The organism is Streptomyces sp. NPDC060184, from assembly GCF_042728795.1.
GTDB lineage: Bacteria > Actinomycetota > Actinomycetes > Streptomycetales > Streptomycetaceae > Streptomyces.
The window spans coordinates 66851-88950 of record NZ_JBHWYX010000009.1 but is presented as its reverse complement, the minus strand read 5'-3'; the positions used below and the strand labels follow the sequence as shown (position 1 = coordinate 88950).

The window sequence follows — 22100 nt, the reverse complement described above, 5'->3', positions numbered from 1 at the left end:
TCCTACTTCACGAGGCTTTCGATCTGGGACTGCGCGGTCTTCAGCGCGTCCTCGGCCGAAGCCTTGCCCTGGGTCACCTTGGCGATGGCCTGGTCGACCTTGTCGGTGATCTCCGTCAGGTTCGAGAGCGTCGGGGACGCCTTGGCGGTGTCCATCTGCTTCTTGAAGACCTGGAGGTCGGCGTCGTCGGCGAGGGTGCCGGAGGTCCACGCGTTCGTGTTCGCGGGCAGGTCCTTGGTGCGCTGGTACCAGTCGGCCTGGCCCTCGGTGCCGGTGAGGTACTTGATGAACTCGGTGGCCGCGGCCTTGTGCTCGCTGTCCTTGGAGATCACCAGGGAGGAGCCGCCCGCCATCGAGGTGGAGGACGCGTCGGCCGGCACGTTCGCCACGGCCCACTTGCCCTTCAGCTGCGGCTGGCCCTCGTCGAGGAGGGTCACGTGCCACGGACCGCCGAAGAACATCGGGACGCGGCCGTTGCCGAAGTCCTTCACCACGTCGTAGCCGGGCTGCACCGACTTGTTGGAGAGGCCCTTGTCGAAGTAGGAGCCGTACTCCTTCAGCGCCTTGACGGCGGCCGGGCTGTCGATGACGACCTTGCCCTTGTCGTCGATGATGTCGCCGCCGGCCGAGTACAGGAACGGGTAGAAGTTCTGCACCGTGTCCAGGCCGCTGGGCTGGATGGAGAGGCCCCACTTGGTGCCCGCGTCCTTCTGGTACGCGGTGGCGAGGGCCTGCATCTCCTTCCAGGTGGTCGGAGCCTTGGTGATGCCCGCCTTCGCCGCCAGGTCGGTGCGGTAGTAGAGGACACGGGTGTCGACGTACCACGGCACGCCGTAGGCGGTGCCGTCCACCTCGCCCTGGCTCCAGCCCGACGGGAAGAAGTCCTTCTGGTCGAAGGTCTTGGTGTCGACCGGCTCCAGCACACCGAGGTCGGAGAACTCGCCCAGGTAACTGCCGCCCATCTGGGCCACGTCCGGCATGGTGCCGGCGGCGGCGGCGGAGACCAGCTTCTGGTGGGCGACGTCCCAGCCGACCGGAGTGACCTTCACCGTGACGTTGGGGTGGGCCTTCTCGTAGACCTTGGCGACGTCGGCGAGCTTCTCGCCCTCGGCACCCATGGCCCAGACGGTCAGCGTCTGCTTCTGGTCGGCGGCGACGGAGTCGCCACCCGAGCCGCCGCAGGCGGTCATGCCGAAGGCGAGAGCCGCGGCTATCCCGGCGGAGACGGTGATTCTGGCGGTGCGGGGCATGGAGGGCTCCTCCTTGAGCAATCCTGATGTATGCGCTGCCTGTAAGCGCATACATCACTGTGCGGCACACGTTCAGAAATCCGCAAGAGGGTTCTGCGTCACATTCCGGCAAAGTCCCGGACATGTGGAAGGTTCCTTTGGAACGGTAAGGGTCAGGTATGTGAAAGATGAACTGGTGTGACCGATTCGTCAGGCTTGGCGGAGGGCGGGGTCGGGCCCGGATCCACGCGGCACGACGCGGGCCCCGAAGGGTCGCTACGGTCGTGCGCATGTCCTCACTCGCCCACGCGTACCCCTTCGACCCGCGCCACGGCCACACCCGCGAGAGCCTGCTGGACGTGCCCGCCCCCGCCGCCCCCGAGGGCTTCGAGGCGTTCTGGCGCGGCCGGTACGAGGAAGCCCTCGCGGTCGACACCGCGCCGGAGCTCGGCCCGGTGGAGGAGGTGCGGGACGGCGTACGCGTCCACGGGGTGACGTACACCTCGGTCGGCGGGGTGCGGCTGGGCGGCTGGGTCGCCCTTCCGGACGGCACGTCGCCGCCCGGAGGCGGTGGCGCGGCCCGGTACGGCTTCGTCGTCGGACACGGCTACGGCGGGCGCGACCGGCCCGGCCCGGACCTGCCGCTCCCGCTGCCCGGGGCCGCGGCGATCCTGCCCTGCGTACGCGGGATGGGCACCCGGGGACGCGTCCCGGGCATCCCGGACACCGCGGGCGCCCACGTCCTCTCCGGCATCGGCTCCCGCGACACGTACGTCATCGGCGGGTGCGTGGCCGACCTCTGGTGCGCCGCCTCCGCGCTGCTCGCGCTCGCCCCCGAGCTGGCGCTGCCGGGAGCGCCGCGCCTCGGCTACCTCGGCGAGAGCTTCGGCGGCGGGCTCGGCGCCCTCGCGCTGCCCTGGGACGCGCGGTTCGGTGCCGCCCAGCTCACCGTGCCGACCTTCGGCAACCACCCGCTGCGCCTCACGCTCCCGTGCACCGGCAGCGGCGAGGCGGTCCGCGCCCACCACCGGGAACACCCCGAAGTCACCGAGGTGCTGGCGTACTTCGACGCGGCGACCGCCGCCACCCGGCTGACCCTGCCGACGCTGGTCGCCGCGGCCCTGTTCGACCCCGCCGTACCGCCGCCCGGCCAGTTCGCCGTGTACAACGCGCTGGCCGGGACGCGGGAGCTGCGCGTGCTGACCGCGGGGCACTTCACGTACCGGGGCATCGCGGACGAGATCCGGGAGCTGCGCGCCCACCGGCAACGGTTCTTCGGCGCGCATCTCGGGGGGGTGACGCGCGGCGCGGCCGGGGAGCGCGGCGCGGCCGGGGAGCGCGCCGCCGGCGGGAAGCGCGGCACCGGCGGGAAGCGTGCGGGTCATCCCTCAGGCGGTTCCCCGGCGGAGAGACCGCGGGTGTGGCCCGCCCCGGCTCCCGCTACCCGCAGCCGCAGCTCTCGCGGCGGGCCAGGGCCACCGGCAGCTCCACCGAGACCGGTTCGCGGTCGCGGTCGCCGAGGCGCCGCACCAGCAGCTCCGCCGCCTCCTCGCCGAGCCGCCGGATGGGCTGGCGGACCGTGGTCAGGGTGGGGCGTACGAGACGGCTCAGCGGGATGCCGTCGAAGCCGGTCACCGCGATGTCCTCCGGCACCCGCACCCCCCGGCGCTCCAGCGCCTGGAGGGCCCCCACGGCCATCTGGTCGTTGGCGAAGAGCATCGCCTCGGGCCGGACGGTCCCGGCCTCGTCCGCGCGGTCGAGCAGCGCCTCGGCGGCGCGGGCGCCCTCGGCCTGGGTCATCATGGCGACGCGCAGCTCCGGCTGGTCCGGTACGGGCAGCCCGGTCTCCCGGCACGCCTCCCGGAAGCCGTCGAACCGGGCCTCCGCGTCGGGGGAGTCCGCCTCGCCGCCGACGAAGACCAGGCGGCGCAGCCCGTGGTGGTCGATGAGGTGCCGGGCGAGTTCGCGTTCGCCGTCCCGGTTGGCGACCTCCACGTGGTCGAGGTGGTCTATCTCGCGGGGGCCGGCGAGCATCACGACCGGGAGGCGGCGCGAGATGACGTCGAGGTCCTCGGTCGGCACGGTCCGCGCGAGGACCGCGAAGCCGTCGACCCGTCCCGCGACCTTCGCCACCAGACTCTCGGGTCCGCCGTCGAGCGAGGCGGCGATCAGCAGGGCGTACCCGTGCCGGCGAGCGGCCCGTTCCATGCCCCGGATGATCTGGTCGGAGTAGAGCATCACGGCGTTGTCGTCGTCGCCGTCCTTGAGCGCCGCCGCCGTCTCGGCGTCCGGGTCGGCGTAGTCGGGGAAGCAGAGGCCCAGCACGCCGGTGGTGCGGCTGGCCAGGCCCCGGGCGTTCCCGCTGGGTACGTAGCCCAGCTCCCGGGCCGCCGCCAGGACCCGCTCCCGGGTCTGGGGCCGGACCGAGTCCGGGGTGCGGTACACACGGGAGACCGTGGCGATGGAGACGCCGGATCGCTCCGCGACGTCGTACACCGTGGGGGCACTCACTCGACCGGGACCGTCCGCTTCTTCGTTCGCGGCCACATGCCCGAAGCGTGCGCCGGCTGCCTGCCTCTGATGCCGCCACCGCGCGCGACCGGTGCCCGCACGGTCGGAAGGTGCGGGAGCGGAAAACGCGTGATGAAAGCGCATTCACCCTAGATCGCGGGGATGCGGAGGCACAAGGTGACGTTCCGGACATCACCTGAAGCGGGGAATCGGACCGACCGGTGGCGCCGGTGGCCCCGGTGGCGTCTAGGGCGTGTGTCGAAAGTCCCGCCTGTCCGGCGACGCCCGGCACGCACGCTCGCCGCGTTGTCGGGATCGCCCCGGTACATCCAGTATCGGGGCGACCCTCCGCCTTGCGATCGCACGCACCGGACGCCGCCGGACCCGCCCTCCGGGCGGACGGCGCCACTTTCGACACACGCCCTAGGGCTCCGCGGGTCCGAGAAGATAGACAGGCAAACTTGCAAGATGGTCTACCCATCTTCTACGGTGGAGAAATGCCCGATACGACCGAAACCTCAGCCGCGCAGCCGGTCACGCCCCCAGCGGACGATCCCGCTCCGGACGTGGTGGCCGTGCGGCTCGCGGCGGTGGTGAGCCGGCTGCTCCGCAAGCTGCGCACCGAGTCCGCCGAGAGCCTGCTCACCCCGTCGCAGCGGTCCGTGCTGGCCCGGCTGGAGAGCGACGGGCCCGCCACCACGGCGGCCCTCGCGCGGGCCGAGTACGTACGCCCGCAGTCCATGCGGCTGACGCTCGCCGCGCTGGAGAGCCAGGAACTGGTCGACCGGGCCCCCGACCCCGAGGACGGGCGCAAGTCGCTCGTCTCCGTCAACGAGGCGGGCCGGGCCACCCTCGCCGGTGTCCGGGCCGCCAAGCACGACTGGCTGGCCGAGGCGCTCGGCGCGGAGATGGACGAGTCCGAGCGGCAGACCGTCGCCACGGCCGTCACCCTCCTCAACCGGCTGGTGGAGCAGTGAGCGCCGGGCGCGGCACGCGGGCCGCGACCTCGCCGCTCATACCCCCGGCGGCGACCGGAACCGCCGGTCCCGCCACCCCGGCCAAGAGCGCGGGCAGCGCGTCCCCGGCCCCCGGGCGGCCCGGCTTCGGCGGCCGTCTCACGGCGCCCCTGCTGATCGGCTCGCTGGTCAACCCGCTCAACACCACCATGATCTCGACCGCCCTGGTCGCGATCGGGCACAGCTACCACGTGGGCGCGGCCGGTACCGCCTGGCTGATCTCCGTCCTCTACCTCACCAGCGCCGTCGCGCAGCCGGTGCTCGGCAAGCTCGCCGACTCCATCGGCCCGCGCCGGGTCTTCGTCGCCGGGCTGGTTGTGGTCCTGGTCTCCGGGCTGGTCGGCGCCTTCGCCCTCTCCTTCACCTGGCTGCTCGTCTCCCGGCTGCTGCTGGGCATCGGCAGCGCCGCCGCCTACCCGGCCTCGATGTCGATCCTCCGCCACGAGGGCATCAGGGTCGGCCGTACCCCGCCCCGCCCGGTCCTCGCCCGGCTCTCGTTCGCCGCGGTCGGCAGCACCGCCGTCGGCCCGACGCTCGGCGGCGTGCTGGTCATGCTCGTCGGCTGGCGGGGCATCTTCGCGGTCAACGTGCCGGTCGCGCTGATCGCGCTCGTCACCGCGCTCCGGTGGATCCCGGCCGACCGGCCCCGGGCGCTCGCCGCGGACGGCAGCCGTCCGAAGACGGACATCGACCCGCTCGGCATCGGGCTCTTCTCCACCGCCCTCACGCTGCTCGCCTTTTTCCTGCTCGACCTGGCCCACCCGAACTGGTGGCTGCTGCTGCCCTTCGTGGTGGTCGGCGCCGTGCTGATCCGGTGGCAGCTGCGGAACCCCAAGCCCTTCATCGACCTGCGGGTGCTCGTCTCCAACGGCGCGCTCACCCGCACCTACCTGCGGCACGGCCTCGGCTACCTGCTCGTCTACTGCGTGATGTACGGACTGACGCAGTGGCTCGAAGAGGTCCGCGGGTTCTCCTCCGGCGAGACCGGACTGCTGATGCTCCCGATGTCCGTCGCCGCCCTGGCGTGCTCGCTCCTCGGGGCCCGGACGAAGGGTATCCGGGGGCCGCTCACGCTGGCCTGCCTGCTGCTCACCGTCGGCTCGGTGGTCCTGGTCTTCCTCTCCGGGGACTCCCCGCTCGTCCTGCTCCTGCTCGCGGGCGCCTGCTTCGGCATCCCGCAGGGGCTGATCGGTACGAGCAACCAGGCGGCGGTCGCGCAGTTCTCCCCGGCCGAGTCCATCGGCTCGGCGGCCGGGCTCCAGCGCACCGCGCAGTACATCGGCGCGATCACCGCTTCCAGCATGATCGCCCTCGCCTACGGCCAGGCCGCCACGGACGCCGGTCTGCACCTGATGGCGTGGATCGCCGCCGGACTCGGGGTATTGCTGATCGGCCTGACCCTCACCGACCGGGCGCTGCGCACCCCGCAGACCCACTGAAGACCACACCCCTGAACGACCGCACCTCCCGTAGGACCGCACTGCCCCGGCCCCGTACCAACGGGCCGGACCACACAGCAAGGAGTACGTCCCATGACCGCCACCACCCTCGACGCGAAGACCGCGCTCGTCGTCATCGACCTGCAGAAGGGCATCCTGGACCTCCCGATCATCCACCCGGGTGACGAGATCGTCGCCAAGGCCGCCGAGCTCTCCGAGGCCTTCCGTGCCAAGGACCTGCCGGTCGTGCTGGTACGCGTCACCGGCGGCGCCCCGGGCCGCACCGAGGCCGGCCACGGCGGCGGCACGCCGCCGGCCGACTGGGCCGACCTGGTCCCCGGCCTCGGCCGCCAGGACAGCGACATCGTCGTCACCAAGCAGCAGTGGGGCGCCTTCTACGGCACCGACCTGGACCTCCAGCTCCGCCGCCGCGGCATCACCCAGATCGTGCTGCTCGGTGTCGCCACCAGCATCGGTGTCGAGTCCACGGCCCGCTTCGCCAGCGAGTACGGCTACAACGTCACCGTCGTGACCGACGCCATCAGCGACATGGACGCCGACTCGCACGCCAACTCGGTCGAGAAGATCTTCCCGCGCCTCGGTGAGACCGCCACCACCGCGGAGATCATCAAGCTCCTCGGCTGATCCCTCCCCGACCCCGGCCCGACGCGCCTCCTCGCGCGTACGGCCGGTATGGCCCCTTCCGTGCCCCGGACCCGGCGAAACCGCCGGACCCGGGGCACGGGTGCGTCCGGAGCCCGGTCCGCACGCCGCGTCGGACCGCCGTGCGCCGGGCGACTGCCGCACGCACGCCCAGGGCCCCGGACGGCGCACACCGCTGCCTCCGCGCGGGTGAGCTTTCCCGTCCGGCCGACGTGTCGGTGACGCCCCACGCGCGCAGGCGCTTTCAGTGGGGAGGTGCCAGCGGTGTGATCAACCGCTAATGCCATCAGATCGTCAGGTAACTGTCATCCGGTCCATTCCGGTACGGGGTGGTCCTTTCCGGCCCCGGAGGTATCAGCCATGTCCCACGTCGGCGTCCCGCGCGGGACCGCCCGCAAGCGCCGCACCCTCGCGCTGTTCACCGCGGGTGTACTCACCATCCCGGCCCTGGCCGGCTGCGGCTCCGGAGACGAGAAGGCAGCCGCCGGCGTCCCCCAGGACATCGCCCCGGCCGCCCGCGGCGCGATCTCGCAGGGCTCGACCCTGAACTGGGCCGTCGACGCGGTGCCCGCCACCCTCAACACCTTCCAGGCGGACGCGGACGGCTCCACCACCCGGATCACCGGCGCGCTCCTGCCGAACCTCTTCCCGCTCGACGCGGCGGGACAGCCCAGGCTCAACCCGGACTACCTGGAATCCGCGAAGGTCATCGACCGGGAACCGAAGCAGGTCGTCCTCTACAAGCTCAACCAGCGCGCGGTGTGGAGCGACGGCCGCGAGATCGGCGCCCCGGACTTCGTCGCCCAGTGGCGCGCGCTGAGCGGCAAGGACTCCGCGTACTGGACCGCGCGCAACGCCGGGTACGAGCGGATCGAGAAGATCGAACGCGGCCACGACGACCTCCAGGTCCGGGTCACCTTCTCGAAGCCGTACGGCGACTGGCGCTCGCTCTTCTCGCCGCTGTACCCGAAGGAGGTCATGGGCTCCCCGGACTCCTTCAACGACGGCGCGCGTACCACCCTGAAGAACACCGCCGGACCGTTCAGGCTCCGCTCCGTGGACAAGGACACCAAGACCGTCACCCTCGTCCGCGACCCCCGCTGGTGGGGCGACGTGGCGAAGCTGGAGAAGATCGTCTTCCGCGCGGTCGCCCCCAAGGACCGGGGCGACGCGCTCGCCGCGGGCACGGTCGACGTGGCCGACATCGACGGGCACGACGCCCAGCGCATCCGCCTCGCCACCCACGACGACGGCCGCAACGGCCGCCCGCTCGCCCAGGGCCCCCAGGCCGACCTCACCCCCGCCGCCGCCCTGCGCTCCTGGGCGCTCGCGCACGGCTCGGACGAGGAGGCGGCCGAGATCGCGCAGGCCGCCCGGGAGAAGACCCAGGAGGCGATCGAGGCGTACGAGGCCGAGCAGGCGGGCCTGCGCTCCTACGTCGTACGCAAATCCCTGGAGCCCGCCTACACGCAGCTGGCGCTCAACGGGGAGTCCGGCCCGCTGGCCGACGAACGGGTGCGCCGGGCGGTGGCCCGCGCGATCGACCGCCAGGAGATCGCCGACTCCGTCCTGAAGCCGCTGGGACTGCCCTCCGAGCCGCTCGGCAGCCACCTCGCCATGCTCGGCCAGCCCGGGTACACGGACAGCAGCGGCGCCATCGGCGACCAGGACACCGCGGAGGCCCTGGCCCTGCTCGCGGACGCGGGCTGGACCCCGGGCGGCGGCACCCGGAAGCCCAAGGGCACCGACGCCGGCAGTGAGGCCGGGACGAAGGCGAAGGCCTCCGCCTCGGCGGACGCGGAGGACGAGGCGGACGCGGACGCCTCGGAGGAGTCCTCGGACGGCGCGGCGGGCGCGGAGGCGACGGAAGCCGCGAAGACCGACGCGGAGACCACGGACGCGGCGTCGACCGGTACCGGCAGCACCGGCACCGGCAGCACCGACAAGGCCGCCACCGGGGCGACCACCGCCACCGGGACGACCGCCGACAAGGCCGCCACCGACAAGGCCGCCACCGACAAGGCCGCCGCCGACGAGAAGGCCGACACCGGGAACGCCGGGCGCTATGTCGTCGGGGACGACAACAAGCCGGGCGACGACGACTCCGCCGCCCAGGCCTCCCTCCGGGACCGCAAGGCCGGGGGAGCCCCCGGCCTGTACGCCCCCGTGGGCACCGCCGCACCCGCCCGGCACGCGCCCGTACGCAGCAGGATCGGCAAGGACGGCAAGACGCTGAGCCTCCGGTTCGTGCTCCCCTCGGGCGCCGAGTCGGCGGCCCTGCGCAAGGTCGGCGAGCGGATCGCGGCGATGCTGGACTCGGTCGGCATCTCCACGGTGATCACCAAGGTCTCCGACGCGAGCTACTTCAAGGACCACATCGCCGCCGGTGAGTACGACCTGGCCCTGTACTCGTGGCCGGCCAGCGCCTACCCCGCCACGGACGGCCGCCCCATCTTCGCCAAGCCCGTACCGGCCTCGGACGGATCGCTGGTCGTCGAGCAGAACTACACCCGGGTCGGCACCGACTACATCGACCAGCTCTTCGACCGCGCCGTCGCGACCCTGGACGAGAAGGCCTCGCGCGACCTGATGAAGCAGGCGGACGCACGGATCTGGGCCGCCGCCGGTTCGATTCCGCTCTACCAGCGCCCGCAGCTGGTCGCGGTCGACAAGAAGCTCGTGAACGTCGGCGCCTTCGGCTTCGGGACGCCGCGCTACCAGGACATCGGATTCAAGGGCAAGAAGGCCGCGGGCGCCCCGGCCCGTCTGACCGAGTAGTGCCGCGCCCGGGGCCTCCTCCGGGCCCCCACCCCGCCCGTACCGCCCCCGTGCCCGCCGGACCGCTCCGGCGGGCACGGTCGTGTCCGGGCCTGCTGTCCGGGCCTGCTGTCCGGGCACGGGCGGGAGGCCGGACAGGGGGGCCGGACCGGGGGTGCGGGGCGGTTCCGGCGGCCTCTCACGGGACCTCGGGGCCGGTCCTGGACCGGTCCCCACCGCTGAATATCCGTTGAATCCTGGGGGAAGAGCGGTCTCGCGGATCGGGCCGGGAAGCCCCGCGCGCGGCTGGCCCGTACCATGGGACAAGCCGTGGCGTGTCAGCCCGGCGGGGCGTACGAGGACCTGAGACCGACTGCGACGCCTGATCCCACGATCCGAGAGAAGCGCATTCCACCCATGCCCACGCGCCACGACATCCGTAACGTAGCCATCGTCGCCCACGTCGACCACGGCAAGACCACGCTGGTCGACGCCATGCTCAAGCAGGCCGGTGCCTTCGCCGCGCACGCCGCCGAGAGCCTCGACGACCGCATGATGGACTCGAACGACCTGGAGCGTGAGAAGGGCATCACGATCCTCGCCAAGAACACGGCGGTGAAGTACCACCCCAAGGCCGGCGGGGAACCGATCACGATCAACATCATCGACACCCCCGGCCACGCCGACTTCGGTGGTGAGGTCGAGCGCGGCCTGTCGATGGTGGACGCGGTCGTCCTGCTCGTCGACGCCTCCGAGGGCCCGCTGCCGCAGACCCGCTTCGTGCTCCGCAAGGCGCTCGCGGCGAAGATGCCGGTCATCCTCTGCATCAACAAGACGGACCGTCCCGACTCCCGCATCGCCGAGGTCGTCGACGAGACGTACGACCTGTTCCTGGACCTGGACGCGGACGAGAACCAGATCGAGTTCCCGATCGTCTACGCCTGCGCCCGTGACGGCGTCGCCTCGCTGACCAAGCCGGAGGACGGCACCGTCCCCCAGGACAGCGAGAACCTGGAGCCGTTCTTCAACACCATCCTGGAGCACGTCCCGGCTCCGGAGTACGACGAGGCCGCGCCGCTCCAGGCCCACGTCACCAACCTGGACGCCGACAACTTCCTCGGCCGTATCGCGCTCTGCCGCGTCGAGCAGGGCGAGCTGCGCAAGGGCCAGACCGTCACCTGGATCAAGCGCGACGGCAGCCAGCAGAACGTCCGCATCACCGAGCTCCTCATGACCGAGGCGCTCACCCGCAAGCCGGCCGAGGTCGCGGGCCCCGGTGACATCTGCGCCATCGCCGGTATCGCCGACATCATGATCGGCGAGACGCTGGCCGACCCCGAGAACCCGATCGCGCTGCCGCTGATCACGGTCGACGAGCCGGCCATCTCGATGACCATCGGCACCAACACCTCGCCGCTCGTCGGCAAGGGCGGCAAGGGCCACAAGGTCACCGCCCGCCAGGTGAAGGACCGTCTGGACCGCGAGCTGATCGGTAACGTCTCGCTCCGCGTCCTCGACACCGAGCGCCCGGACGCCTGGGAGGTCCAGGGCCGCGGTGAGCTCGCGCTGGCCATCCTGGTCGAGCAGATGCGCCGCGAGGGCTTCGAGCTGACCGTCGGCAAGCCCGAGGTGGTCACCAAGCAGATCGACGGCAAGACGCACGAGCCCATCGAGCGCATGACCATCGACTCGCCCGACGAGCACCTGGGCGCCATCACCCAGCTCATGGCGACCCGCAAGGGCCGCATGGAGACCATGACGAACCACGGCTCCGGCTGGGTCCGCATGGAGTGGATCGTTCCGTCCCGCGGCCTCATCGGCTTCCGTACGGAGTTCCTCACCCAGACCCGCGGCACCGGCATCGCGCACTCCATCTTCGAGGGCCACGAGCCGTGGTTCGGCGAGCTGCGCACCCGTCACAACGGTTCGCTCGTCGCCGACCGCGCCGGTTCGGTCACGCCGTTCGCGATGGTCAACCTGCAGGAGCGCGGTGTCATCTTCACGGAGGCCGGCACCGAGGTGTACGAGGGCATGATCATCGGCGAGAACTCCCGCGCCGACGACATGGACGTCAACATCACCAAGGAGAAGAAGCTCACCAACATGCGTGCGGCGTCCGCCGACACCACGGAGAACGTGGTTCCGGCCCGCAAGCTCTCCCTGGAGCAGTCCCTGGAGTTCTGCCGCGAGGACGAGTGCATCGAGGTGACCCCGGAGACCGTGCGTATCCGCAAGGTCGTCCTGGACGCCAAGGAGCGCGGTCGCACCGCGTCGCGCGCCAAGCGCTGACCACCGGTCACGCAACGAGCGTCGATCACTTTCGGCCACTGGCCGGAGATCGTCGGGCGCGGGACTGAACCCGTTCCAGAGCATTGACACGAGGCCCGGCCTCCCGCAGACACTGTGGGAGGCCGGGCCTTCGTCAATTGATTTTCGTCACTTCTGTGTCCGGTTATCGGGCGTTGCTCTCCGGAACATGTGTTAACAGTCCGTTTCGGGGGTGTCTGTCTGGACTCAGTTTGTCCGGATTTCGGTCATAGGGGGCGGAGTGATGTTGTCAAACCGAGACCCTTTAAGTGTGGTTTACAGCCTCGCGGTGCCCAATAGTTGGCTGCATTGAGCTCGGGTCAATGGGTCACGCACTGTGGGGAGTGCGCCGACTCACGAGCACACTTGGGGCACCATGCCCGTCACCCTTAGAGGGGAGGGGATGGGCGAGAGGTGCCCCTCTTGTAGTCATAAGTGGACTCATGAGGAGGAAACCCATGCGCGGTGCCAAGAGCGCCAAGTGGGTCGCGGGAGCGGCCATCATCGCCCTGGCCGCAACGGCCTGTGGCGGCGGCAACGACGACGCCAAGGACAGCGGGAGCGCCAAGGGCGCGGTCGACCCGAACGGGATCTTCTCCATCGAGGTCGGCGAGCCGCAGAACCCGCTGCAGCCGGCCAACACGATGGAGTCGAACGGCAGCATCGTCACGGACGCGATCTTCTCGCAGCTCGTGGACTACGACCCCTCCGGCAAGCTCGAGATGGTCAACGCCGAGTCCGTGGACACCACCGACTCGAAGCTGTGGACCGTCAAGCTGAAGGCCGGCTGGAAGTTCCACGACGGCACCCCCGTCACGGCGGAGTCCTACGTCAAGGCCTGGAACTGGGCCGCGAACATCACCAACGCGCAGACCAACGCGTCGTGGTTCAGCGACATCAAGGGCTACGCGGACGTGCACCCCGACGGTGAGGGCGCCAAGCCGAAGGCCGACGCCATGTCCGGCCTGAAGGTCGTGGACGACAACACGTTCACCATCGAGCTCAACTCCGCGCTGCCGTACTTCTCGTACAAGCTCGGCTACACGGTCTTCTCGCCGCTGCCCGAGTCCTTCTACGCGGACCCGAAGGCCGCCGGCGAGAAGCCGATCGGCAACGGCGCGTACAAGTTCGTCAGCTGGGACCACAAGAAGCAGATCAAGGTCGTCCGCAACGACGACTACCAGGGTCCGGACAAGGCGAAGAACGGTGGTGTGATCTTCAAGAACTACACCACCCTCGAGACCGCCTACGAGGACCTGAAGTCCGGCAACGTCGACGTGCTGCGCCAGCTCGCGCCGAAGGACCTCCCGGTCTACAAGACCGACCTCGGCGACCGCGCCGTGGACAAGGCGTACTCCGCCATCCAGACGCTGGGCGTCGCCTTCTACTCGCCGACGTTCAAGAACGTCGACCCGAAGGTCATCCAGGGCCTCTCGATGGCGATCGACCGCGACACCATCACCAAGACGGTCCTGCAGGGCACGCGTGAGCCGGCGACCGGCTGGGTCGCCAAGGGCGTCCTCGGCTACCAGGACAACGTCGCGGGTGACGTCACGACCTACAACCCGACCAAGGCCAAGGCCCTCATCAAGGAGGGTGGCGGTGTTCCGGGCAACAAGGTCTTCATCCAGTTCAACGCCGACGGCGGTCACAAGGAGTGGGTCGAGGCCGTCTGCAACAGCATCAAGCAGGCGACCGGCGTCGAGTGCGTCGGCGACTCCAAGACGGACTTCCAGGCCGACCTGAACGCGCGTGACGCGAAGGAGGTCAAGTCCTTCTACCGCAGTGGCTGGGTGCTCGACTACCCCGTCAACGCCAACTTCATCAGCGACCTGTTCAAGACCGGCGCCGCCGGTAACCAGGGCGGCTTCTCCAACAAGGAGCTCGACGCGCAGATCAAGGCCGCGGACTCCGCCGCCTCGCTCGACGAGTCGGTCAAGGCCTACCAGCAGATCGAGAAGGAACTGGTCGACTACATGCCGACCATCCCGCTCTGGTACTACAAGGTCAACGCCGGTTACTCGGAGAAGGTCCAGAACGTCGAGTACGCGCAGGACGGCGACCCGATCCTGACCGGTGTCGAGGTCAAGAAGTAACACCGACGTAGTCAGCGGGCCGGTACCGGACCGAACTGACATCGGACCTGTACCAAAGCCTGCACGCAGTGGCCGGGGGGCCCTTCCGCACCTCGGACCGACCCATCGGGGAGGTCCGTCGCACGGGAGGGCCCGTCGGCTGCCGCTGCCGATTTACATGGAGGCACGATGGGGCGCTATGTCGTACGACGACTGCTCCAGATGATCCCGGTCTTCATCGGGACAACCCTGCTGATCTTCCTGATGGTCTACACGCTGCCCGGCGACCCCGTGCGCGGGCTCTTCGGGGACAAGGGCGCCGACCCGGCGACCGTCGCGGCGATGAGACACCAACTCGGGCTGGATCAGCCGATCCTGGTGCAGTACTGGGATTACATGAAGGGGATTCTCTTCCACTTCGACTTCGGCGACCAGATAGCGAGTGGACGGCCCGTCACCGACGTTCTCGGCGACGCGTTCCCGGTCACCCTGCGACTCGCCGGCATCGCCTTCGTCATCGAGATCGTCATCGGCGTCGGACTCGGCATGATCGCCGGTCTGCGCGCCGGCAAGCTGACGGACAACATCGTCCTCATCTTCACGCTGCTGATCATCTCGATGCCCGTCTTCGTGATCGGCTTCCTCGTCAAGTCGGTGTTCGCGTTCCAGCTGGGCTGGATCTCGCCCAACGTCTCCAACGACGCCACCTGGGGCGAGCTCTTCACCCCGGGCATCGTGCTCGGTTCGCTCTCGCTCGCCTACGTCGCCCGGCTCACCCGGACGACCATGGCGGAGAACCTGCGCGCCGACTACATGCGTACCGCGGTCGCCAAGGGCCTGCCCAAGCGCCGCATCGTGGGCGTGCACCTGATGCGCAACTCGCTCATCCCGGTCGTCACCTTCCTCGGCACGGACCTCGGCGCCCTGATGGGTGGCGCGGTCGTCACCGAAGGCCTGTTCAACGTGAAGGGGATCGGCGGCACCATCTTCGAGTCGATCGTCCGCCGCGAGGGCACCACCCTCGTCGGACTGGTCACCATCCTGGTGCTCGTCTACCTCGTCATGAGCCTCATCGTCGACCTGCTGTACGCGGTCCTGGACCCGAGGATCCGGTATGCCTGACATGACCAAGACCGCGACCACCCCCGAGGACCCCACGTCCGCGGCCGAGCCCGTCGAGGCCGTCAAGACCGAGAAGGCGCGCAGCCTCTGGGGCGACGCCTGGATCGACCTGCGCCGCAACTGGTACTTCCTGATCTCGGCCGTCCTCATCCTGCTGCTGCTCGTCATCACGGCGTTCCCGAGCTGGTTCACCAGCGCGTCGCCCACCGCGGGCGACCTCGTGCACCACTTCCTCAGCAAGCCCGAACTGGGCAAGGTCGGTTCGGACGGCTGGCTGGGCTACGACGGCCAGGGCCGCAGTGTCTACGCGCGTGTCATCTACGGCACCCGTGCCTCGGTGATCGTGGGCCTCGGCGTGACGCTGCTGGTGACCGTGTTCGGCGGACTGATCGGCATGCTCGCCGGTTACTTCGGCGGCTGGATCGACGCGGTCCTCTCCGGGTTCACCAACGTCTTCCTGGGCGTGCCCTTCCTGCTCGGTTCGATGGTCGTCCTCCAGGCGTTCACCGAGCGCTCCATCCTGGTGGTCGTCATGGCGCTGGCCTTCCTCGGCTGGACCCAGATCGCCCGTGTGATGCGCGGTGCGGTGATCACCGTCAAGCAGGCCGACTTCGTCCAGGCGGCCAGGGCGCTGGGCGCGGGGACCAACCGGATCCTGTTCCGGCACATCCTGCCGAACGTGATGGCCCCGGTGATCGTCGTCGCGACCATCTCGCTCGGTGTCTACATCTCCGCCGAGGCGACCCTGTCCTACCTGGGCCTCGGCCTCGCTTCCCCCACGGTCTCGTGGGGCATGGACATCTCCGACGGCGCGAGCCAGATCCGGGTGGCGCAGCACATCCTGCTGTACCCGTCGATCATGCTCAGCCTCACCGTCCTGGCGTTCATCATGCTCGGCGAAGCCGTCCGTAACGCCCTCGACCCGAAGACGCGATAAGGAGGGCGCACGTGACCAGCATCGATCAACTCGCAGAAATCCCGGCCGCGCGCTCGGGGGACGACCACGTCGGCCCCCTGCTCGAAGTACGTGACCTGCACGTGGAGTTCCACACCCGGGACGGTGTGGCCAAGGCCGTCAACGGTGTCAACTACTCGGTGAACGCCGGGGAGACGCTCGCCGTGCTCGGTGAGTCGGGCTCGGGCAAGTCCGTGACCGCGCAGGCGATCATGGGCATCCTCGACATGCCGCCGGGCAAGATCCCGCAGGGCGAGATCCTCTTCCGCGGCAAGGACATGCTCAAGATGTCCAAGGAGGAGCGCCGGCAGATCCGCGGCCGGAAGATCGCGATGATCTTCCAGGACGCGCTGTCCTCCCTCAACCCCGTGCTGAGCGTGGGCTACCAGCTCGGCGAGATGTTCCGGGTGCACCAGGGACTCTCGAAGAAGGAGGCGCGGGCCAAGGCCATCGAGCTGATGGACCAGGTCAAGATCCCGGCCGCCGCCGCGCGTGTCTCGGACTACCCGCACCAGTTCTCCGGCGGTATGCGCCAGCGCATCATGATCGCCATGGCGCTGGCCCTGGAGCCCGACCTGATCATCGCCGACGAGCCGACCACGGCTCTCGACGTGACGGTCCAGGCGCAGGTCATGGACCTGCTCGCGGAGCTCCAGCGCGAGTACAACATGGGCCTGATCCTGATCACCCACGACCTCGGTGTGGTGGCGGACGTCGCCGACAAGATCGCCGTGATGTACGCGGGCCGGATCGTCGAGACGGCGCCGGTGCACGAGATCTACAAGGCTCCCGCGCACCCGTACACCAAGGGTCTCCTCCAGTCGATCCCGCGGCTGGACCAGAAGGGCCAGGAGCTCTTCGCGATCAAGGGCCTGCCGCCGAACCTGCTCAAGGTCCCCTCGGGCTGCGCGTTCAACCCGCGCTGCACGATGGCGCAGGACATCTGCCGTACCGAGATCCCGGTCCTGCACCGGGTGACCGACCGGGACGGCGCCGAGCAGGCCGGCCGCGGCAGCGCCTGCCACTTCTGGAAGGAGACGATCCATGGCTGACATCGAGAAGAAGTCCGTGGACGCGGTTCCGAGCGTCACCGCTGTGGAGACGGTCGACGCGGCCACGGAGGCCGAGGCGGTCGCCGCCATCGACGCCCCCGTGGCGCAGGGCGAGCCGATCCTCCAGGTCCGCAACCTGGTCAAGCACTTCCCGCTGACCCAGGGCATCCTGTTCAAGAAGCAGGTCGGCGCGGTCAAGGCCGTGGACGGCGTCTCGTTCGACCTGTACGCGGGCGAGACCCTCGGCATCGTGGGCGAGTCCGGCTGTGGCAAGTCCACGGTCGCCAAGCTCCTGATGACGCTGGAGCGGGCGACGGCCGGCGAGGTCTTCTACAAGGGCCAGGACATCACCAAGCTGTCCGGCCGGGCGCTGAAGGCGGTCCGCCGGAACATCCAGATGGTGTTCCAGGACCCGTACACCTCGCTGAACCCGCGCATGACGGTCGGCGACATCATCGGCGAGACCTTCGAGATCCACCCCGAGGTGGCCCCGAAGGGCGACCGGCGCCGCAGGGTGCAGGAGCTGCTGGACGTCGTCGGCCTGAACCCGGAGTACATCAACCGGTACCCGCACCAGTTCTCCGGCGGCCAGCGCCAGCGCATCGGCATCGCCCGCGGCCTCGCGCTCAACCCGGAGATCATCATCTGCGACGAGCCGGTCTCCGCGCTCGACGTCTCGGTGCAGGCGCAGGTCATCAACCTGATGGGGAAGCTGCAGGACGAGTTCAACCTCTCCTACCTCTTCATCGCGCACGACCTGTCCATCGTCCGGCACATCTCGGACCGGGTCGGGGTCATGTACCTCGGCAAGGTGGCGGAGATCGGCACGGACGAGCAGATCTACGACCACCCGACGCACCCCTACACCCAGGCGCTGCTGTCGGCGGTCCCGGTCCCCGACCCGGAGGCCCGCGAGGGCCGCGAGCGGATCATCCTCTCCGGTGACGTCCCGTCGCCGGCGAACCCGCCGTCCGGTTGCAGCTTCCGCACCCGGTGCTGGAAGGCGCAGGACAAGTGCGCCGCGGAGACCCCGCTGCTCGCGATCCCCGAGCGCTTCAAGTCCGTGGACAGCCCGGCGGCGCACGCTTCGGCGTGCCACTTCGCCGAGGAGAAGGACGTCGTCCACGCGGCCTGATCCCGAACACCCCGCACGGGCCCGTGCGCGCGGAACGCTCCGGCGTTCCCCGCGCACGGGCCCGTCGGCGTACCGGGCGGCGGACGCGCGTGACGACGAGGGGCCCCGTACGGGCGACGTGAACATGCGGCCGGGGTGTGCATGGGTTCCGATGGGCTGAGCTACCCATAGGACTCATAGGAGGCACTCCATGCGCGGAGCCACACACGTCAAGTGGGCCGCATGCGCGGTGGCCGTCGCACTGGCCGCGACGGCCTGCGGCGGGGGCGACGACAGCGGCAGCGGTGGCGGTGGCGGTGGCGCCGACGGGATCGTGAGTTCCTCGTGGGGCGACCCGCAGAACCCGCTGGAGCCCGCGAACACCAACGAGGTGCAGGGCGGCAAGGTCCTCGACATGCTCTTCCGGGGGCTCAAGCGGTACGACCCGAAGACCGGCGAGGCCAAGAACATGCTCGCCGACAAGATCGAGTCCAGCGACGCGACGAACTACACCATCACGGTCAAGGACGGCTGGACCTTCTCCAACGGCGAGAAGGTCACCGCGAAGTCCTTCGTCGACGCCTGGAACTACGGCGCCGCGCTGAAGAACAACCAGAAGAACGCCTATTTCTTCCAGTACATCGACGGCTACGACAAGGTCCACCCTGAGAGCGGCTCCGCCTCGGCCACCACGCTCTCCGGCCTCAAGACCACCGGCGACCTGACCTTCACGGTGAAGCTGTCGCAGAAGTTCTCCCTCTGGCCCGACACCCTCGGTTACGCGGCCTTTTCGCCGCTGCCCCAGAGCTTCTTCGACGACCACGACGGCTGGCTCTCCAAGCCCATCGGCAACGGTCCGTACACCATCGACAGTTACGCCAAGGGCTCGTCGATGAACCTGCGCCGCTGGGACGACTACCCCGGCGACGACAAGGCGGAGAACGGCGGCATCGACCTCAAGGTCTACACCGACAACAACACCGCCTACACCGACCTGACCGCGGGCAACCTCGACCTCGTCGACGACATCCCCGCCTCCCAGCTCACCAACGTCCAGTCCGACCTCGGCGACCGCTACATCAACACCCCGGCCGGCATCATCCAGACCCTCGCGTTCCCCTTCTACGACAAGGAGTGGGACACCGAGAACGGCCGCAAGGTCCGCCAGGGGCTGTCGATGGCGATCAACCGCCAGCAGATCACCGACCAGATCTTCCACCAGACCCGCACCCCCGCCTCCGACTGGACCTCCCCGGTCCTCGGCGAGGAGGGCGGCTTCAAGAAGGGCCTGTGCGGCAAGGAGTGCGAGTACGACGCCGACGAGGCCAAGAAGATGATCAACGACGCGGGCGGCATCCCCGGCGGCCAGCTCAAGATCTCGTACAACGCCGACACCGGCTCCCACAAGGAGTGGGTCGACGCGGTCTGCAACAGCATCAACAAGGCGCTGGACAACAACCGCGCCTGCGTGGGCGGCCCCGTCGGCACCTTCGCCGACTTCCGCAACCAGGTCTCCCAGCAGAAGCTGCACGGCGCCTGGCGCGCGGGCTGGCAGATGGACTACCCGCTCATCCAGAACTTCCTCCAGCCGCTCTACTACACCAACGCCTCGTCCAACGACGGCAAGTGGAGCAACCAGGAGTTCGACGACCTCGTCGACAAGGCCAACTCCGAGACCGACAAGGCCACCGCGGTGAAGACCTTCCAGGACTCCGAGCAGGTTCTCGTCGAGCAGATGCCGGTCATCCCGCTCTGGTACCAGAACGGCAGCGCCGGCTACTCCGACCGCGTCTCGAACGTCGCGCTGAACGTCTTCAGCGTCCCCGTCTACAACGAGATCAAGGTCAAGTGACCCGCTGAAGCCGGGTGGCCGGAGCGGATCCCACCGCCCCGGCCACCCGGCTCAGGCCGTGCTCGACCGCCTCGGCCCACGCTTCCGCCCCGACCCCCCGGAGCCCCACATGGGACGTTATGTGATCCGGCGGCTGCTGCAGATGATCCCGGTCTTCTTCGGCACCACGCTGTTGATCTTCCTCATGGTGAACGTGATGGGCGACCCCATCGCGGGTCTCTGCGGCGACCGCCAGTGCGACCCCGCCACCGCCGCCCAGTTGCGCGCCGAGTTCGGCCTCGACAAGCCCGTCTGGCAGCAGTACCTGACGTACATGGGCAACGTCTTCACCGGCGACTTCGGCACCGCGTTCAACGGGCAGAAGGTCACCGAGCTGATGGCCACCGCGTTCCCCATCACCATCCGGCTCACCCTCGTCGCCATCTTCTTCGAGATCGTCATCGGCATCAGCCTCGGCGTCCTCACCGGCCTGAAGCGGGGCCGGCCCATCGACACCACCGTGCTGATCCTGACCCTGGTCGTCATCTCCGTCCCGACCTTCGTCACCGGCCTGCTGCTCCAGCTGCTGCTCGGCGTGAAGTGGGGCATCATCAGCCCCTCGGTCTCCTCGGCCGCCCCCCTCGACGAACTGATCGTCCCCGGGCTCGTCCTCGCCTCGGTCTCGCTCGCCTACGTCGCCCGGCTCACCCGCTCCTCCATCGCCGAGAACACCCGCGCCGACTACGTACGCACCGCCACCGCGAAGGGCCTGCCCCGGCGCCGGGTGATCGTCCGCCACCTGCTGCGCAACTCGCTGATCCCGGTCATCACCTTCATCGGTACGGACGTGGGGGCCCTGATGGGCGGCGCCATCGTCACCGAGCGGATCTTCAACATCCACGGCGTCGGCTACCAGCTCTACCAGGGCATCCTGCGCCAGAACACCCAGACCGTCGTCGGGTTCGTCACCGTCCTGGTCCTCGTCTTCCTGGCGGCCAACCTGATCGTCGACCTCCTGTACGCCGTACTCGACCCGAGGATCCGCTATGCCTGAGCCGGAGCCGTATTCGCAGGACGGGGCGATCTCACCGGCGGGAGCCGGCGGACCCATGGACCTCGCCCTGGAGGAGGGCGAGACCCTGGAGAAGCCGCCCGGCCACGACGGCGGGGGCCCCTCCGAGAAGCCCCGCAGCCTCTGGTCCGACGCCTGGCGCGACCTGCGGCGCAACCCGGTCTTCATCGTCTCCGGCCTGATCATCCTCTTCCTGGTGGTCATCTCGATCTGGCCGTCGCTCATCGCGAGCGGCGACCCGCTCCAGGCCGACCTCGCCGACGCCCAGAAGGGCCGCGAACCCGGCCACCCCTTCGGCTTCGACGGGCAGGGCCGCGACGTCTACACCCGCGTCGTCTACGGCGCCCGCACCTCGGTCACCATCGGCGTCTGCGCCACCCTCGGCGTCGGCATCCTGGGCAGCATCCTCGGCGGGCTCGCCGGGTTCTTCGGCGGCGGCTGGGACGCCGTGCTCTCCCGGATCACCGACGTCTTCTTCGGCATCCCGGTGGTCCTCGGCGGCCTGGTCTTCCTCTCCGTCGTCACCAGCTCCACCGTCTGGCCCGTCGTCGGCTTCATCGTCCTGCTCGGCTGGCCGCAGATCGCCCGCATCGCCCGCGGCTCCGTCATCACCGCGAAGCAGAACGACTACGTCCAGGCCGCCCGCGCGCTGGGCGCCTCCAACCCGCGGATGCTGCTCCGCCACGTCGCCCCGAACGCCATCGCCCCCGTCATCGTCGTGGCGACCATCGCGCTCGGCACGTACATCTCCCTGGAGGCGACCCTCTCCTACCTCGGCGTCGGCCTGAAGGAGCCCGCCGTCTCCTGGGGCATCGACATCTCCGCCGCGTCCAACTACATCCGCAACGCCCCGCACATGCTGCTCTGGCCCGCGGGAGCGCTGGCGGTCACCGTGCTGTCGTTCATCATGCTCGGCGACGCGGTGCGCGACGCCCTCGACCCCAAGCTGCGCTGAGG

15 protein-coding genes and 1 pseudogene are annotated in these 22100 nt (G+C 69.7%); 14 read left to right on the top strand and 2 right to left on the bottom strand.

Translation table 11 applies throughout. The features are described from left to right. Window positions 1–2: 2 nt before the first annotated feature. Window positions 3–1250 carry a sugar ABC transporter substrate-binding protein gene (locus ACFWEE_RS08470; RefSeq protein ID WP_386887570.1) on the bottom strand — a complete coding sequence of 416 codons (1248 nt, stop codon included), beginning with the start codon at window positions 1248–1250 and terminating at the stop codon, window positions 3–5. 269 nt (window positions 1251–1519) lie between these two features. On the opposite strand from ACFWEE_RS08470, the pseudogene ACFWEE_RS08465 reads away from it, so the two are divergent. Beyond that, window positions 1520–2518, top strand: a pseudogene (locus ACFWEE_RS08465) (acetylxylan esterase); the annotation flags it as partial. Between the two features lie 151 nt (window positions 2519–2669). Here the strand turns inward: ACFWEE_RS08465 and ACFWEE_RS08460 are convergent. Then, window positions 2670–3740 carry a LacI family DNA-binding transcriptional regulator gene (locus ACFWEE_RS08460; RefSeq protein ID WP_386887568.1) on the bottom strand — a complete coding sequence of 357 codons (1071 nt, stop codon included), beginning with the start codon at window positions 3738–3740 and terminating at the stop codon, window positions 2670–2672. Window positions 3741–4237: 497 nt separating this feature from the next. Between ACFWEE_RS08460 and ACFWEE_RS08455 the strand changes: the two genes are divergently transcribed. The 13 genes from ACFWEE_RS08455 to ACFWEE_RS08395 all read left to right on the top strand — a co-directional run bounded on the left by ACFWEE_RS08455 (window position 4238) and on the right by ACFWEE_RS08395 (window position 22098). Next, window positions 4238–4717 (top strand): MarR family winged helix-turn-helix transcriptional regulator, encoded by a 480-nt coding sequence (locus ACFWEE_RS08455; protein WP_386887567.1) that lies wholly within the window; start codon window positions 4238–4240, stop codon window positions 4715–4717. Next, window positions 4714–6195: an MFS transporter gene (locus tag ACFWEE_RS08450; RefSeq protein ID WP_386887565.1), complete on the top strand. Its 1482-nt coding sequence runs from the start codon at window positions 4714–4716 to the stop codon at window positions 6193–6195. Before ACFWEE_RS08455 ends, ACFWEE_RS08450 begins: the two co-directional genes overlap by 4 nt. A gap of 93 nt (window positions 6196–6288) precedes the next feature. Next, entirely contained in the window at window positions 6289–6840 is a 552-nt protein-coding gene (locus tag ACFWEE_RS08445; RefSeq protein ID WP_386887563.1) for an isochorismatase family protein, read from the top strand. A 378-nt stretch (window positions 6841–7218) separates the two neighbouring features. After that, window positions 7219–9636, top strand: a complete 2418-nt coding sequence (locus ACFWEE_RS08440; protein ID WP_386887561.1) for an ABC transporter family substrate-binding protein — start codon at window positions 7219–7221, stop codon at window positions 9634–9636. A 396-nt stretch (window positions 9637–10032) separates the two neighbouring features. Next, window positions 10033–11904, top strand: a complete 1872-nt coding sequence (gene typA / locus ACFWEE_RS08435; protein ID WP_386887559.1) for a translational GTPase TypA — start codon at window positions 10033–10035, stop codon at window positions 11902–11904. A 476-nt stretch (window positions 11905–12380) separates the two neighbouring features. Continuing rightward, window positions 12381–14018 (top strand): ABC transporter substrate-binding protein, encoded by a 1638-nt coding sequence (locus ACFWEE_RS08430; RefSeq protein WP_386887558.1) that lies wholly within the window; start codon window positions 12381–12383, stop codon window positions 14016–14018. Between the two features lie 168 nt (window positions 14019–14186). Then, complete coding sequence (locus ACFWEE_RS08425) at window positions 14187–15119, top strand: ABC transporter permease (protein ID WP_386887556.1); 933 nt, start codon at window positions 14187–14189, stop codon at window positions 15117–15119. Beyond that, window positions 15112–16056 carry an ABC transporter permease subunit gene (locus tag ACFWEE_RS08420; RefSeq protein ID WP_386887555.1) on the top strand — a complete coding sequence of 315 codons (945 nt, stop codon included), beginning with the start codon at window positions 15112–15114 and terminating at the stop codon, window positions 16054–16056. Before ACFWEE_RS08425 ends, ACFWEE_RS08420 begins: the two co-directional genes overlap by 8 nt. Before the next feature lie 11 nt (window positions 16057–16067). Then, entirely contained in the window at window positions 16068–17126 is a 1059-nt protein-coding gene (locus ACFWEE_RS08415) for an ABC transporter ATP-binding protein (RefSeq protein WP_386887554.1), read from the top strand. Beyond that, on the top strand, window positions 17119–18261 hold the full coding sequence (locus ACFWEE_RS08410) for an ABC transporter ATP-binding protein (protein ID WP_386887552.1): 1143 nt from the start codon (window positions 17119–17121) through the stop codon (window positions 18259–18261). Before ACFWEE_RS08415 ends, ACFWEE_RS08410 begins: the two co-directional genes overlap by 8 nt. A gap of 190 nt (window positions 18262–18451) precedes the next feature. Then, complete coding sequence (locus ACFWEE_RS08405; RefSeq protein WP_386887550.1) at window positions 18452–20092, top strand: ABC transporter substrate-binding protein; 1641 nt, start codon at window positions 18452–18454, stop codon at window positions 20090–20092. A 109-nt stretch (window positions 20093–20201) separates the two neighbouring features. Further along, window positions 20202–21125, top strand: coding sequence for an ABC transporter permease (locus tag ACFWEE_RS08400; RefSeq protein WP_386887548.1), 924 nt, complete (start codon window positions 20202–20204; stop codon window positions 21123–21125). Continuing rightward, window positions 21118–22098, top strand: coding sequence for an ABC transporter permease (locus ACFWEE_RS08395; RefSeq protein WP_386887546.1), 981 nt, complete (start codon window positions 21118–21120; stop codon window positions 22096–22098). The genes ACFWEE_RS08400 and ACFWEE_RS08395 overlap by 8 nt, the downstream gene beginning before the upstream one ends. Window positions 22099–22100: the final 2 nt, after the last annotated feature.

What these genes read in the sequence shown, in the direction of transcription:
- ACFWEE_RS08470 (WP_386887570.1), bottom strand. Translation starts at nt 1,250, where the DNA reads ATGCCCCGCACCGCCAGAATCACCGTCTCCGCCGGGATAGCCGCGGCT.
- ACFWEE_RS08455 (WP_386887567.1), top strand. Translation starts at nt 4,238, where the DNA reads ATGCCCGATACGACCGAAACCTCAGCCGCGCAGCCGGTCACGCCCCCA.
- ACFWEE_RS08445 (WP_386887563.1), top strand. Translation starts at nt 6,289, where the DNA reads ATGACCGCCACCACCCTCGACGCGAAGACCGCGCTCGTCGTCATCGAC.
- ACFWEE_RS08440 (WP_386887561.1), top strand. Translation starts at nt 7,219, where the DNA reads ATGTCCCACGTCGGCGTCCCGCGCGGGACCGCCCGCAAGCGCCGCACC.
- typA (WP_386887559.1), top strand. Translation starts at nt 10,033, where the DNA reads ATGCCCACGCGCCACGACATCCGTAACGTAGCCATCGTCGCCCACGTC.
- ACFWEE_RS08430 (WP_386887558.1), top strand. Translation starts at nt 12,381, where the DNA reads ATGCGCGGTGCCAAGAGCGCCAAGTGGGTCGCGGGAGCGGCCATCATC.
- ACFWEE_RS08425 (WP_386887556.1), top strand. Translation starts at nt 14,187, where the DNA reads ATGGGGCGCTATGTCGTACGACGACTGCTCCAGATGATCCCGGTCTTC.
- ACFWEE_RS08420 (WP_386887555.1), top strand. Translation starts at nt 15,112, where the DNA reads ATGCCTGACATGACCAAGACCGCGACCACCCCCGAGGACCCCACGTCC.
- ACFWEE_RS08410 (WP_386887552.1), top strand. Translation starts at nt 17,119, where the DNA reads ATGGCTGACATCGAGAAGAAGTCCGTGGACGCGGTTCCGAGCGTCACC.
- ACFWEE_RS08405 (WP_386887550.1), top strand. Translation starts at nt 18,452, where the DNA reads ATGCGCGGAGCCACACACGTCAAGTGGGCCGCATGCGCGGTGGCCGTC.
- ACFWEE_RS08400 (WP_386887548.1), top strand. Translation starts at nt 20,202, where the DNA reads ATGGGACGTTATGTGATCCGGCGGCTGCTGCAGATGATCCCGGTCTTC.
- ACFWEE_RS08395 (WP_386887546.1), top strand. Translation starts at nt 21,118, where the DNA reads ATGCCTGAGCCGGAGCCGTATTCGCAGGACGGGGCGATCTCACCGGCG.